The organism is Streptomyces sp. MMS24-W38 (genome assembly GCF_059889265.1).
The window spans coordinates 6,439,454-6,453,539 of sequence record NZ_JCBCPP010000001.1 but is presented as its reverse complement, the minus strand read 5'-3'; the positions used below and the strand labels follow the sequence as shown (position 1 = coordinate 6,453,539).

Below are 14,086 nucleotides of genomic sequence, written 5' to 3'. Positions count from 1 at the left end.
ACTGCCTCTGAACCTCCTACGGGTGCTCAGGCAGCGCGGGTCGGATACCGGGTCCAGGTCCGGATGGGTGAGTCAGGAGCGAAGATGGTCTTCGGCTCGGCACGGGCATTACGCCAGCGGACGTAGGCGGCGATGGCGGCGTTCTGCTCGTCGTGGCTGCGGTGGTCGGTGCCGTTGAGGGCGAAGTAGCGCAGGGCGGCGAACTCGGCCTCGATCCAGTTCAGCCAGGAGCCGTAGGTCGGCAGGAAGACCAGCTCGACGTCGTTGCCGACCGCCCAGGCGCGGACCTTGGCATGCTTGTGCGGGGAGAAGTTGTCCAGCACCACATACAGCTTCTGACCGGGCCAGCGGGCGCGCAGGACCATGAGCAGGTCGAGGAACTCGCGCCACCGCTTGCGCGGGCGGATGCGGTAGTACAACTTGCCGGTGGCCAGATCGAGGGCGGCGAGCATGTGCATTACGCCGTTGTACCGGTTGTAGGTGGCCCGCAGCCGGCGCGGACGCCGCACCGGCCCCCACGCCTTGCCCTTGCGGGGCATCAGGTTCAGCGGCCCGAACTCATCGACGCATATCACCCGCCCGTCGGCGGGCGGGGTGTCGTACAGCGCCAGGATGCGGTGCATCTTGGCGATGAACTCCGGGTCGGTGGACGCCTTCCACGTGGTGGTGGTCTGCCAGGAGACCTTGCCGGCGTGCAGGATCCGGCGCAGCGTCTCCCGGCTGATGGCCGCGGTCACCTTCTGCTTGACCAGGTGCTCGGCGAGCTTGCTCAGGCTCCAGGTGGAGAACGCGGTGATCTTCCAGTCGGCGGGGGACGTCCGGGCGATCAGGCAGATGCGCTCACGCACCTGGTCACTGATCGTCTGGGGGCGTCCCCCGCTCCATTTTGGGTCCAGCGCGTCCAGCCCTCGCTCGTTGAAGGCGTGGATGACATCGCGGACGTAGTCCTCGCCGGCCTGCATCAGCACGGTGATGTCCTTGACCGTCTGGCCCTGGGCGGACATCAGCACCACGATCGCCCGGCGGAGTTTCACCGGGTCCTTCGCGGTCCGGCTGATCCGCTGCAGCTTCCGGCCCTCCTCCATGCTCACCGGCCGGACGAACACGCTTGGTCGACGTCCCACGACCACCTCCAAGATCAGGTCTTGGAGACAGTCTGCTGCCCGACGAACAGCGGGTTGATTACCCGGCCAAGGCTGCGTGACGAGCCACTAGGTTGAAGTCGTGGACGATGACGCGATCTTCGGCTGTCTTTCAGCCCCGCAGGCCAAGAGTGCCGGAAGCCTGGTCTGTCCCGAAACGCGGTGGGCTAGGATCCCCGCCGGGCGAAGCCGTAGCGCAGAGGTCGTCGCGCGCGGTCTCCAAAATCGCGAGGACGCCGGTTCGAATCCGGTCGGCTTCGCCCGTCCCAGCTGCGCGCCCGGGTGGGTTCCCCGGGACACCCGAAGCCCCTTCGGCCCGCATGCAAGGCGGGGAACCCGCAGGCCATGCCCTTGATCGCCCAACCGCTCTCCTAAAGAAGGCATACGCGCGGCTGATGTCGTCTGTGGCAGGAAACATCGACCGGTGCTGACCGACGACACCTCAGTCTGCTCATGGGGCCAGCCTGAGCAACTCGTTCATGCCGTACGGGTACGACCATGGGCTATGGTCACCGGCTTGGAGTCGATCGACCGCGATCAGCGCGTCGGCCGCGGTCTTGCAGTGCGGATGCCGCGTGGCGAAGGTGGCGATGCGGGCTCGCTGGGTGGGCAGCCATGTGGCGATCACCTGGGGATCGCCGTCGTACCACCATGTGAACCGGTTTTCCTCCCAGAGAAGTTCGGTCGCCCAGTCGAGGGCGAGGCGGACGCGCCCGGCGTCCGCCTCGGGGCCGGCAAGCCCAGCAATGTGCTCCAGCCACGGCTCCAGATCACCCGTCGCATGAGCGATTCCCTCCAAAAGATCAGCGATGTCCGAAGGGGGCCGACCGTCAACCAAAGCGATCGCCGGCAGTGCTCGAAAGGCCTGCCCTGCAACGGCACGTTCGGGCGCGGGCCAGTCAACGAACTTGGCCCCGCGCCGGCCGAGATGACCGATTCCCTCGGACGGATCGGTGCCATGGCCCTCCGGCCCCCAGTAGCGCAGCGCACGGGGCATGAGACGACGTCATAGGGCGGGGTACTGGTCCGCTTCCCAGTGGCTGACGACCTCACGCATGAAATGCCCGAGGAGATCGTCTGGTACGGCAGCGGGGTCGCCACCGAGAATGCGCAGCTCCGACTCCGGGGTGCAGTAAGTGCAGCCGTCCACCGGGCGGTCGAGTTCGGGAGGTAACGCGAAGACCCGGTCAGCCTCGGCCAGCGCGTGCTGCCACATTGTGTGAGGAGGACGGATGACCGGCTGGTCGGTGGCCGGCGAGTTCAGGTCCATGGCCAAGGGCAACCCCTGGCACTGGATCGTGGCCAGTACGGCTTGAAACGTGCCGGTCGGGCAGGTGGGCACCGTCATGGTGACCGTCTCGCGCACAGTCAACCGGTCTCTTCCGCTGCCCCGGCGTCCCCGGTGCCCGCACCCTCACGTCGACCACAGCCTCCGTCGTACACCAACACCGGCAGGACGCGCGAGAGCTGTTCGCCGCCCGGAACTCCGGCACGAGCGAGCAGCAGATGGTGCCTCGCCCGTGCACTGGGGCACACCTGCTTCCGGGACCACGGCAGACGCGCCCACGGGCCCCGGGCTCGCCTTCACCGACATGGGAGTTCGCCAGCCTCTCCATCGCCCGAGCAGGGCGCGAGCACGCCGGCACAGCCTGCCGAGCTGGTCGCGTACGTGAGGGTCCTTGGCCGCAGCATGCAACGGATCGATGTCAGTGGCGGGTGGCAGCATCGGGCGCATGACGGACACCACGACATTCGACTGGCGGCCCTTCCTGCTCAGATGGAGCGGGGAGTGGGCGGATTCCCTGCCGGACGGTGAGACGCGGGGTCAGGACGACGAGGCCGCCCGGCAGGCGCGGTGGCTGGGGTTCCCGCCCGCGTCCGAAGAGCGGATCGCCGCCGTGGAGGAGCGCCTCGGCCGACGGATGCCCCCGTCCTACCGGGAGTTCCTCAAGGTCAGCGACGGGTGGCGGCACGCGGGCGGGTTCGTGTGGCTGCTGGCGGGGGCCGAGGATGTGCGCTGGCACGACGACGAGTCGGGACTCGCGGACATCTTCGAGGAGGACCTGGACGAGGACGCCGGGCCCGAGGAGTGGCGGGAGGCGGACCTCTGGCGGCGCGGGCTGCAGCTCGACGTCAGGTCCGACGCCACCTACGTCCTGATGGATCCCGAGGACATGGACGAGGACGGCGAGTGGGCCGTCTACACGTGGGCGGGCTGGCGGGCCGCGCCACCGGAGCGGCACGCGAACTTCCTCGAGTTCATGCGGGACATGCACCGGAAGTTCCACAGTCTGCGGGCGCGCCGGGGCGACGGGGAGCCGGTGTTCGTCAACGACACGACGCGAAAGCTGGACGCCCTGGTGGAGGAGGCCCGGCTGGAGGCGCTGCGCGGCGGCTGGGAACGGGCCGTAAAGGCGCTGGACGAGGCCAAGGAGTACGGCAGGCCGCGGGCCGCCGGGCTGGGCGACCAGATACGCCGCCTGCTCGGACAGACCTCCATGGTGTACTACGACGGCCTGGTGACGGACCCGCGGTATGCGCCTGAGCTGCTGCCGGCGCTGGTGGCCGAGCACGCGGCGCACTCGTACTGGGACGACTCCACGCTGAGGTTCCCTCTGCGGGGCGCCGACGACGACCTGGTGGCACTGGCTTACGCGACGCTGGATCAGGTGAGGAACGGCACGTACCGGTACACGGCGGCCGGACCGTTCGGAGAGGCGGTGGAGCGGGCGCGGGAGCTGGCGCGGTGGGCAGACACCGACGGTGCCTGGCGGACGCTGATGAACGCTCTGCACCTGTGGGAGCCGCTGGGACCGGACCACCTGGTGCCGCTGGGGTGGGTGGCCGACCCGGTGCTCGGGCCGCTGCTGACCCCCCAGCGGGGCCGCGAGCTGCTGTCCGCTCCCCGGGGCGGGCAGGCGGGTGAGGCACCGGAGCCGACGGCCGGGCTCGATCCGGGCGGCTTGGCGTGGCTCGCGGAGCCGGACCCGGGCGGCCACCGCACGTGCTACCGATTCGTCCTGGTGGAAGGGGTGGAGCCGAAGGAGCTGCCCGGACGTCTCGCGGACGGGGACGGCACCGTGCTGAACGAACCCATGACCCTCTGGGAGGCGCGCCACAGGTCGCTGCACAACAGCAGGGAATTCTCGTCCTACGACGACAGGGCTCTCATGGCGGTCGGCCGGGCCGGTACCGGTTGGAGCTTCGCCTTCGACGGCGACCCCGCCCCGTTCGACCGGCGGCGGTTCGTCTCCCCGGCCGCGGCCGCCGGCGCGGGCACCCGTGCGGTGGTGGTGTGGAGCGGCCTGAGGACACGGCACGGGGAACCGTTCTTCCACCTTTCGGTGGCGCGCGACGGTGCCGAGCAGTACGCGTTCACGTACGCGGACGGAGAGATCCAGAAAAGCGGGGAGATACCACGGGCACTGGACCCGAGCCGGTTCTTCGGCGCCCCGGAGGACGGCGCCGAGGTGGAACGGTCGCTGCTGGAAGCGGCGAGCGGGGAGTTCGGCGCCCATCTGCCGCGTCACGCCATCGTGAACGGGCGGCTGCACACGTTCACCACCCGCTCCTGGACACGGCCGCCGGGGGACGGCGAGACGTACGCGGTGATCCGCATACACCGGGGAGCCGCGCGCCCTGCGGACGGCGAGCGGACGGAAAGCAGCTAGTGGCTCGTCTCGCACCGTTGGCCGGGTAGCGGACCTCTCCGGGTTTTCCGATGAGGCCAGTCGCTGCGGAGAAAATCCGCAACGGTTCTCGCGGGTCGTGCCAGGGTGAGAGCGTGGCAAAGATCGAGATGGCAGATGTGTTTGCGGCCGGACAGCACGGTGGGGGTGGCGGTCTCTACGCGTACCGGGTGCGAGGGCTCGGCCGCAGCGGGGTAGTTCTGTGGATCGGTGGCAGGGGCGACGACCCTGATCAGGTGCTGGCGTTGCCAGGAGCTGATCACTGTCGGGTACCGGTGTTCATGACTGTTCGGCAGGCGCGGGTGTATGTGAGCCGGCGGGGGCGAAGGCCGGCCACTTCTGAGGCCGACACGCTGGAGCTCGTCCGTGTCCAGCATTGGCTGAAGGACCCGTCGCGCCGGCGCGTCCCCTCGGGTGCGGTGCTGGACGCGTGGAACTTCTTCGAGGATCTGGACCGAGGACTCGGTGAGGTCCACCGGCTGCCCCAGCAGAGCGCGGTGCATAACAACGCCTGCGAGAAGCTGTTCGGAGGCGAGTGCGCCGCATGGACTCCCGACGAGCAACGCGCGGTGCTGGAACTGATCACGGCCGGGGTGGAGCTGTGGAACTCCTGCCCAGTGATCGTAAAGCCCTGCTCGAGCAGCGTCTTCGCCAGTGGGTGGGGCGGTGGTTGAGGGTACCGCCCCACCCCGGCGTGTGCGTCGGCATCGTGGAGGACCTGGCGCAGTACGGTCGGTGACGTCCGAACCGGGTTCCGGACGGGCCGGTGTCAGCGTTCGTGTATGACGGCCGTGTCCAGCGGCGGCAGAACGAGTCGTCTCGTGATGTCACGGTCGTGGAGGAGTCCACGTCCGGCTACGACAATGTCCTGGCCGAGTCGTTCTTCCATGGGCTCAAGCGGGAGTTGCTCCACGGACGGCGCTGGACTTCGAAGGCGCAGACGAGGCTCGAGCTGTTCCGCTGGCTCGCCTGCTACAACCGGCGCCGACGGCATTCCTCCCTCGGCTACCTCACACCGATCGAGTTCGAACAGCGGCTGATCACATCAACTACGCTGCCACTCGCCGCATGAAACCCGGTGTCCACTCCCGGGGATCAACCTCAAGCTACGCCTTACCCGCAACGCGCACTGGGGTACGCGCACGTCGCGGGCCACTGCACGGGACGCGCGAGTGGGGGGCGCTCAGAGTGCCGGTGAAGCGGCCGGACCGGGGTACTGATCGACTCAGCCGCCGCTCTTACGCCTGAACGACCGCTGGCTCGCAGCCGGGCCGTGCGCCGCACGCACCTTCGACGCATTCGGGTGGGCGGCACCATCGGCGGCGGCCGCCTGCGCACCGCGCTTGCGCGCCAGGGCTTCGCGGAACTTGCGCTTGAGGTCGTGGTTTCCGTCGCTGTCCGGCGCCAGAGGAGAGGTCTCGGGGGCAGCCGGCTCCGAACCTTCCGTAGGTACGGGCTCTGCGGTCATGGTGACCTCCTGGTTCGGGGGTGGGCGAGCACAGCTTGTCATGCCGGGCGCAGTGCGGGGCACCGGCACCATCGTCCTGCTCCGTTTCGGCGGGTGTCCCTCTCCCGGCCGAGGGCGTTCGCTTCGCAGGCGGGGGGACGCAGAACGGGCTTCGGGCCGGGCCGCGGGTTGTCGATCCCGTGGCCAGGAGATTCGCTGCCGGGGCAACGCCTCTCAGCCGTTGCGACGCACGAGGGCGGCCTTTCGGGCCTCGGCGAGCTTGCGGGCCTCGCCGGCCTTTCGGGACTTGCCGCCGGTGCCGCGGGCGGTGTCCTTGCTGGTGCCGAGGCCGCGGAAGGGAGCGTTGGTGTTCTTGGGCCGCTCGACGGCGGGCCCGCCGTCGAGCGGGGTGCCGGAGGGAGCCTTGGCGCCGGTGATCCGGCTCAGCTCCGCCTCGCCCGAACGCACCTTGGTGACGGTCGCCTCGATGCCGGCCCCGGCCATCATGCGGCTCGTCTCGCGGCGCTGGCCCGCCAGCACGAGCGTGACCACGCTGCCCGACTCACCGGCGCGGGCGGTGCGGCCCGCCCGGTGCACATAGTCCTTGGGGTCGGTGGGCGGGTCGACGTTGACCACGAGATCGAGGTCGTCGACGTGCAGGCCACGGGCCGCGACATTGGTCGCCACCAGAACGGTGATCTGGCCGTTCTTGAACTGCGCCAGGGTCCGTGTGCGCTGTGGCTGGGACTTGCCGCTGTGCAGGGCCCCGGCGTGCACCCCGCTGGCCCGCAGATGCCGGGTGAGCTGGTCGACGGCGTGCTTGGTGTCGAGGAACAGCAGTACGCGGCCGTCGCGGGCGGCGATCTCCGTGGTGACGGCGTAGCGGTCAGGGCCGTGGACGACCAGAACGTGATGCTCCATCGTCATGACCCTGCCCGCGGACGGGTCGACCGAGTGGACGACGGGGTCGTGGAGGTAGCGGCGGACCAGCTGATCGACGTCGCGATCCAGAGTGGCCGAGAAGAGCATCCGCTGACCGTCGGAGTGCACCTGGTCGAGCACGTCGGCAACCTGCGGCAGGAACCCCAAGTCGCACATCTGGTCGGCCTCGTCCAGCACGGTGATCCTTACCCGTCCCAGGCGGCAGGCGTTGCGCTCGATCAGGTCGTGCAGGCGTCCGGGGGTGGCGACGACCACCTCGGCTCCCTGGCGCAGCTCGGCGACCTGCCGGCCGATCGACATGCCGCCGACGACCGTGGCCATCCGCAGCCGCAGCGCCTCGGCATACGGCGCCAGCGCCTGGGTGACCTGTTGAGCCAGTTCGCGGGTGGGCACAAGGATGAGAGCGAGGGGCTGCTTCGGTTCGGCGCGCCGCCCGGCCGTACGTGTCAGCAGCGGCAGGCCGAAGGCGAGCGTCTTGCCCGATCCGGTGCGTCCGCGCCCCAGGACGTCGCGCCCCTCCAGGGCATCGGGCAGTGTGGCGGCCTGGATCGGAAAGGGTTCGCGCACCCCGAGTCCGCTCAGTGTCCGCAACACCTCCACCGGCAGTTCCAGACTGGCGAAGGAGACGGCCGGGGGCAGCGCCGGGGTCAAGGCCCCGGGCTGGGCGGGACCGCCGTGAGCGATGCCGGAGTCATCGGGATGCTTCATGAACAGCCTTCCGCAGAGGAACGTACCGAGGAAGGCCCGGCAGGATTGAACAGCCCACGCACAAGCGGAACCGAACAGGCAGAATCGCCCACCGCGACGACCACGCAAACGCATGAGACTAACACGATGCATAACATCGCGCCGTGATACCGATCGCCCCTCCCTCTTCCATGACCCTACGCAGCACGACAGCCTTTCCGGCATTACCTGATCCGGGCCCCAACTCACCGAGATGCGCCGATACATCACCGGGGTGGCCATCCCGCACACTTGCCTACAAAAGGGGCTCACGCACGGCGCGATCATGACCCGACTGAGGCGGCATCGCGAACGGCCGGAGTTGCGATCCTCTGTTCCACAGAAGGCAAGCGCGCCCGTCCAGTCCACCACGGCGGGCGGCTTGTCGTTCTACGGCACAGTGTGCGGGCTCCCATCTCACTGGACCGGTATCGGTCGGTGACCACCGCGCATAGGAGAGTGAGTGATTGCAGCAGATCGCCTTTCTTCCCACCTCCTGATCGGTGCGGGTCCGGCGCCCATGCCCCTGATCACCGAGCGGACCGGTCTGCCCCTGTCCGCCGGAATCTCCGGCGCCAACGTCCACGACAGCCAGGCCCTGGTCCCGCTCGTCAAGGGCATCCCTCCCGTCCGCTCCCGCCCCGGCCCCCGCCGGCGCAGGCCGGGCAAGCTCCACGCCGACAAGGGCTACGACTACGACCACCTGCGGCGATGGCTGTCCCAGCGGGGCATCCGGCACCGCATCGCCCGCAAGGGCATCGAGACCTCGCAGCGGCTCGGGCGTCACCGCTGGACCATCGAACGCACGATGGCCTGGCTCGCCGGCTGCCGCCGACTCCACCGTCGCTACGAACGCAAGGCCGAGCACTTCCTGGCCTTCACCAGCATCGCCTGCACCCTCATCTGCTACCGCCGACTCGCCAAATGAGATGACTTCTTAGCTGATGCGGGCTCCTGCGCCGCCGACCCGGACGCGCCGGTCACCCGCGCGCAGTGTCACCGTGAGCTCGCCGGGGCGGCCCAGGTCCTCGCCCTGGTGCAGGGTGAGGACGGCGTCCTCGGGGACCAGGCCGAGCTCACGGGCGTAGGCACCGAACGCGGCGGCCGCGGCGCCTGTCGCCGGGTCCTCGACGACGCCGCCGACGGGGAACGGGTTACGGACGTGGAAGACGGTGGCCGACTCCCGCCACACCAATTGGACCGTGGTCAGGTCAAGGCGGTGCATCAGGGCTTCGAGACGTGCGAAGTCGTACGCGAGATCCGCGAGGCGAGCGCGCGTCGCCGCCGCGAGAACGAGATGGCGGGCGCCGGCGAACGCGATACGGGGCGGGAAGCCCGGATCGAGATCGGCGGCCGGCCAGCCGAGCGCGGCGAGCGCCTCCGCGAGGTCGGCGTCGGCGATCTCCTCGATGTGCGGCTCGGCACTGGTGAGCGTGGCCCTGACCGTCCCGTCCTCCTCGGCCACCTCCACCGGCACGGTGCCGGCGCGCGTCGCGAACACCAGTTCCCCGGGACCTCTCCGTTCGGCGAGCGCGACGGCGGCTGCGACGGTGGCGTGCCCGCAGAACGGCACCTCGGCCTTGGGGCTGAAGTAACGGATGCTGTATGCCCGCCCCTCCTGGCCGCCGAGGCCCTCCGGGGGCGCGGCCAGGAACGCGGACTCCGAGTATCCGAGGTCGGCGGCGAGGGCCAGCATGTCGCTGTCGTCCAGCCCGGCGGCATCCAGAACGACGCCGGCGGGGTTTCCGCCGTCGGGGGTGCCGGAGAAGGCGGTGTATCGCAGCACCTCGGGCCGCGGCGCATTCGTCGTCATGCTCGTGGCAACCCGGTGCGGGCCCGCGGCTATTCCTGGACGCGGGCGGAGGCGGGTATGGGCGCCTGCGGCGGAGCCGCATATCGATACAGACCCACCCTGCCCCTTCCCGAACCGGGCCCCCACGCCGACAGATGGGTTCATGGGCGTCGCCTCGGGCGGTTGTCCCAGCGGTGGGTGGTTCAGGACTGTCGGGTGAGGCTACGGACGGTGATGATCGTGTCGGCGAGGTCGAAGAAGGCGTCGACGACGGTGGCGCGGCGTTCGTAGCAGCGGGCGAGCCGATGGAAGGCGTTCTGCCAGGCGTGGGTGCGCTCGACGTGCCACCGTCGGCTCGCCTGGATCGGTGCCTTCTCGCCCTTGTGAGCAATCCGGCCGTGCAGTCCGCGTTCGTCGAGCAGGGTGCGAGTTCTCCCCGAGTCGTAGCCGGCGTCCAGGTGCACCGTGATCTCGTCGGGCAGCGGTCCGAGATCTGCCAGGCGGTCCAGGGTCGGGGCCAGCAAGTGCGGAGTCGTGACGGTTGGCCCCGGCCAGGGCACCGCCCAGCGGAATTCCATAACCATCTGTCATACCCGGGCGCCTCAGGCCTTGTTTGCCGCGGTCGACCGGTGAATGCCCGGCGACCTCACTGCCGCCGGGGGCCCTGGTGATGGATCCGTCGATCGCGATCTGGTCCAGCACGAGGCCGACGATCTGGTCGTAGGCGTCCAGCGCGATCTGCTTGAGCCGGGCGAAGACGCCGAGCCGGATCCATTCGTCGCGGCGACCTCGGATCGTCGTGGCCGAGCAGGTCGAATCGGCGATCGCCTGGTAGGAGCAGCCGAACCGCAGGAGTTGCAGCAGTTTGCCGAAGACGATCCGGTCGCTGATGCGGGGGCGGTGGCAGCCCAGCGGATGGCCCGGGTCGTAGGCCGGCTGTTCGGGCAGCAGCGCGGCGAATTGGTCCCAGAGCGGTTCGGTCAGCCATGATGGCAGTACAGGCACAGGTCTCCCCGGTGATCACAGAGCGTCGCAACTCCATGATCGTCAAGACCTGTGCCTGCCTTGCTGCCGGAGGTGCGCCACCACACCTGTCCGCGCGACCCCTTACTCACTCATGCGCCACATGACCCCTACGACGCCAGCCCCTACGGCTGCACCCACGAGCCCACTGGCGAGGCAAAGGACCCATCTCCGCATCGCGCGAACGTTCGAGGCCGTCGTCTCCCCGTCACCCTTGCCACTCTCATCAACCGACATGGGCGGATCTTGACCGTCGCCGATGCCGCCGGCCTCCGATGTACTGAGATCGTAGTCATCTCGCCCATACAGCGCGTAGGGCCGACGGTGGTTGACCGCCGTCCTCAGGGCGTCCCACTCGCCCCGGTCGCAACGCGCGGCCGCCCCTACACGGCGCCTTTCAGACCGAACTGGCGACCGAGCTCGTAGACATAGCGGTAGGGGGAGTCGTGGAGACGCGTCTGGGAGACCTGCAAGGCGTGGGCCGACCGTACGATGCCTGCGACCAGGGCGCCGGTCGCAAGTACCGCTCCTCCAAAGGTTCCTGCGGCTGCTCCCTGCATTTCCCACGTATTGCCGAACACGGGGGCTGCTACTGCTGCCGTCGCTAGGCCCGTAACGATGCTGCGCCCCCCACCCAAGGTGCGATAGGCGATGCTTCTGGCGATATTCCTGGTTCCCAGATTCTTGTGATGCAGCAGGCTTGCCTCGATTTCCTCCAGCGGCTCTTTCAGTCGCTCCTTCAGTTGCCGGGTGACCTCATCGAGAGATTCCAGGTCGGAGAAGTTGGAAAAAATTCCGGTTACCTCTTCGCGGATAATCGTAAATTCCGTCTCGTGCGACCTCCGGAAATCGACTATCTCTTCCAGGTTTCCCCGTGCCGGAACCGGCAGCAGTTGACTGATGACGAGGGATGTGTCTGCCTCTTCGCTCAGAAGTCCCGACGTCCCGTGAATCATCCGCTGAGGTGTCGATATGAGGACCCAGTCAGAATTCTGCGAGCAGTGCCATTCGGCCAGCGTGGCGAGGACGTCCCGTATCACGGGGGCGGGGCCGATCAGCGTTCCGGCCCAGGGTCCCTGCGAGTGGGGCACAAACCACATGCCCGCTTCGGTCGCCAAGAATTCAAACACCCGTCCTGTGCCGATCTTTCCGACGGAGAGGGTGCTCAGGTGCTTGGGGAGGCCGGCCAGGCTCGTCTGGTTTTCGGGACGGAGCCAGGGCATCGCCGGTAGGTGGCGCGCTGTCTCCATCCTGGAGCGGCACGCGGCCAGACGGGACCTCGCCTCCCTCAGGGTTCGTCGCAGGTTGCGTCGTTCGCGTGCCAGAACGCTCACGCGGTGCAGGGCCGAGTAATAGGGAGTGAGCTGATCATCTTGCAGAAGGGAGTCGATCTGCCGACGGGTCTCCTCGATCTCCGTGTCGTTGCGGCGTAGGGCGGCTTCACGTTCGGGACCCGACTCCATCCCGTATATGATTTCGTTTCGAGTGCGCATCACCGATGCGAAAAGGAGTCTGTTCGCCTCCCGCTTCGCGGTCAAGATCGGCTGTAGTTCACGTCGCATGTCTTCCAGCCGCGACTCGAGCGCATCTATTTCACTCACTTTTCTGTCGAGTCGTTGCTGAAGGGATGACGCTTCGGCGGACAACCTCGCATCGTCCGCCTCTCCGGTCGTGATCCGTGCGCGATATCCCGAGTTTCGCAAGGCCCGGTCGTGGTGGTCGGTCCTGCGGAGCCACGACCCAATCCATTCACTGTTGTTCCGTTGGTTCCACTTGTTCATCTCACCGCGCCAATGAGGCAGCTTCCCCCGGAGAATGTCCACCAGATCATCCGGTATCAGCGCGGAGGATAGGGAGAGAGGGCTGTAGAGCGATCCCAGAAGCGTTCTGAGTCGATGAGCGGCGGCCTTGTCAGCTCCGTCCTCCCAGGGTTCAGGTGCAAACGTGGCCACCTTGTCCTGATACAGGATGGATGGAATCAGCCATTCCAACGGCGGACTGACGTCGGGCTCCCAGAGTGCGGTGATGGGTTCGCGCATGGGTAGATCGAAGCACGTACGGGGCAGCGCCGAGTCCGTGTTGCACGAGTCCGGCCTGCCTGGTACGGCCTTGTCTGGTCCGGCCTGTCTGGGACGGGGGCCGACTCGGGCGGCTTCCCTCCGGCGCCAGTACTGAACTTGAATTCGTGATGTCGGTCAGTCGTTGAGGGGCAGACCGGTGCCAGCGAGGCAGCCGTCGAGCACGTCGGGCCGGTACTGGATCTGCTTGAGCTTGCGCTTGACGACCCGGGTGACCTGGGAGAGGTTGGCGGCGGCAAGGTTGCCGATCTCGCGTTTGACCAGCGACCAGATGCCCTCGACGGGGTTGAGGTCCGGTGCGTAGGTGGGCAGCTGAAAGACGGTCAGCCAGTCGGCGTTCTTCTCGATGAACTCCCGTATGCCGTGGGTGAGGTGCAGGCGGACGTTGTCCCGGACCAGCACGATCGGGCTGCCGAGCCGGACCCGGGCCCGGACCAGGAGGCGGTAGAAGTCGCGCCGGCCGAAGCCCTTCGGCTCGCCCCTGCGGCCCCGGTACTCCGGCAGCCCGTGGATCAGCCTCGACCGGGACCCCGACCTGAAGCAGCACATGCCCACCATGGACAGACGGCCACTTCCCCGGCCGCGAACCCTGACCGCCGGCGTGCGGCCGACCCGGCCCCAGGTCTTGGCCCTGGGCGGTGTCATCGACTGCCCGGCCTCGTCCTCGAAGGCGATGCACGTACCCCGGGCCGCGGCCACTCTTTTACCTGCGGCCAGACCTCCTTCTTCCACAGCTCGACCGCCTCGTCGTCCCGCTCAGTCGCCTGCCGGGCGGGCTGCTGCCAGGACCAGCCGTGCCGCCTCAGCAACAGCCAGATGCCCTCGATGGTGTACGAGACGTGGAACAGCCGGCCGATCAGCGCCTTGATCCTCGCCAGGGTCCACCGCTGGTCCGGCCAGCCGTGCGCGAGCGGGCCACGCTCCAGCTCCCGCTCCAGACGCTCCATCTGGGCCGGCCCCAGCCTCGGACGGCCCGGTGACCCCTTCGACAGGATCCCGGCCCTGCCCCGCTCACGCCAGGACTTCCGCCAGCGCTCCACCGACCGCTCCGACACCCGCAGTGCGGCGGCGATCTCCTCTGGGGACCGGTCGGAGGAGCCGCTGGAGGCCTGCCCGATGCCCGAGCTGTTCCGCTGACATCCAACATTGACATCAACGCCCCCGGACGGCGGCACACAGCATCCACGTACGGCGTCGGTTCACGAGGCGCGCCCCGACCAGTCCGAGGGAGGATCGAACTCCTAATG

Annotated in this window: 9 protein-coding genes, 1 tRNA gene and 4 pseudogenes; 5 read left to right on the top strand and 9 right to left on the bottom strand. The window is 68.5% G+C overall.

The features are described from left to right. Window positions 1–26: 26 nt before the first annotated feature. Window positions 27–1,124 (bottom strand): IS630 family transposase, encoded by a 1,098-nt coding sequence (locus AC6F7H_RS28255; protein WP_500754592.1) that lies wholly within the window; start codon window positions 1,122–1,124, stop codon window positions 27–29. 203 nt (window positions 1,125–1,327) lie between these two features. Between AC6F7H_RS28255 and AC6F7H_RS28250 the strand changes: the two genes are divergently transcribed. Then, window positions 1,328–1,402 (top strand) — tRNA-Trp (locus tag AC6F7H_RS28250). Between the two features lie 191 nt (window positions 1,403–1,593). On the opposite strand, the gene AC6F7H_RS28245 is transcribed toward AC6F7H_RS28250, so the two are convergent. Beyond that, window positions 1,594–2,139 carry a hypothetical protein gene (locus AC6F7H_RS28245; RefSeq protein ID WP_500759956.1) on the bottom strand — a complete coding sequence of 182 codons (546 nt, stop codon included), beginning with the start codon at window positions 2,137–2,139 and terminating at the stop codon, window positions 1,594–1,596. A gap of 9 nt (window positions 2,140–2,148) precedes the next feature. Then, the gene (locus AC6F7H_RS28240; protein ID WP_500759955.1) at window positions 2,149–2,508 is read right to left on the bottom strand and encodes a hypothetical protein; all 360 of its coding nucleotides are present in this window, start codon (window positions 2,506–2,508) and stop codon (window positions 2,149–2,151) included. A 367-nt stretch (window positions 2,509–2,875) separates the two neighbouring features. Between AC6F7H_RS28240 and AC6F7H_RS28235 the strand changes: the two genes are divergently transcribed. The 3 genes and pseudogenes from AC6F7H_RS28235 to AC6F7H_RS28225 all read left to right on the top strand — a co-directional run. Continuing rightward, window positions 2,876–4,813 (top strand): SMI1/KNR4 family protein, encoded by a 1,938-nt coding sequence (locus AC6F7H_RS28235; RefSeq protein WP_500759953.1) that lies wholly within the window; start codon window positions 2,876–2,878, stop codon window positions 4,811–4,813. A gap of 113 nt (window positions 4,814–4,926) precedes the next feature. After that, window positions 4,927–5,505: a hypothetical protein gene (locus AC6F7H_RS28230; protein WP_500759952.1), complete on the top strand. Its 579-nt coding sequence runs from the start codon at window positions 4,927–4,929 to the stop codon at window positions 5,503–5,505. Between the two features lie 176 nt (window positions 5,506–5,681). Next, window positions 5,682–5,903, top strand: a pseudogene (locus AC6F7H_RS28225) (integrase core domain-containing protein); the annotation flags it as partial. 153 nt (window positions 5,904–6,056) lie between these two features. On the opposite strand, the gene AC6F7H_RS28220 reads toward AC6F7H_RS28225, so the two are convergent. Then, window positions 6,057–6,299 (bottom strand): DUF5302 domain-containing protein, encoded by a 243-nt coding sequence (locus tag AC6F7H_RS28220; RefSeq protein WP_363043327.1) that lies wholly within the window; start codon window positions 6,297–6,299, stop codon window positions 6,057–6,059. Between the two features lie 213 nt (window positions 6,300–6,512). Next, on the bottom strand, window positions 6,513–7,928 hold the full coding sequence (locus AC6F7H_RS28215; protein WP_500759951.1) for a DEAD/DEAH box helicase: 1,416 nt from the start codon (window positions 7,926–7,928) through the stop codon (window positions 6,513–6,515). 487 nt (window positions 7,929–8,415) lie between these two features. On the opposite strand from AC6F7H_RS28215, the pseudogene AC6F7H_RS28210 reads away from it, so the two are divergent. Further along, window positions 8,416–8,874 (top strand): annotated as a pseudogene (locus tag AC6F7H_RS28210) (IS5 family transposase); the annotation flags it as partial. Between the two features lie 9 nt (window positions 8,875–8,883). On the opposite strand, the gene AC6F7H_RS28205 reads toward AC6F7H_RS28210, so the two are convergent. The 4 genes and pseudogenes from AC6F7H_RS28205 to AC6F7H_RS28190 form a co-directional block, all read right to left on the bottom strand. After that, a complete protein-coding gene (locus tag AC6F7H_RS28205; RefSeq protein WP_500759950.1) occupies window positions 8,884–9,759 on the bottom strand; it encodes a PhzF family phenazine biosynthesis protein in 876 nt (291 codons plus the stop codon). A 182-nt stretch (window positions 9,760–9,941) separates the two neighbouring features. After that, a pseudogene (locus AC6F7H_RS28200) lies at window positions 9,942–10,743 on the bottom strand (IS5 family transposase). 401 nt (window positions 10,744–11,144) lie between these two features. Further along, window positions 11,145–12,800, bottom strand: coding sequence for a DUF6236 family protein (locus tag AC6F7H_RS28195; RefSeq protein WP_500759949.1), 1,656 nt, complete (start codon window positions 12,798–12,800; stop codon window positions 11,145–11,147). Window positions 12,801–12,956: 156 nt separating this feature from the next. Next, a pseudogene (locus AC6F7H_RS28190) lies at window positions 12,957–13,915 on the bottom strand (IS630 family transposase); the annotation flags it as partial. Between the last annotated feature and the right edge of the window lie 171 nt (window positions 13,916–14,086).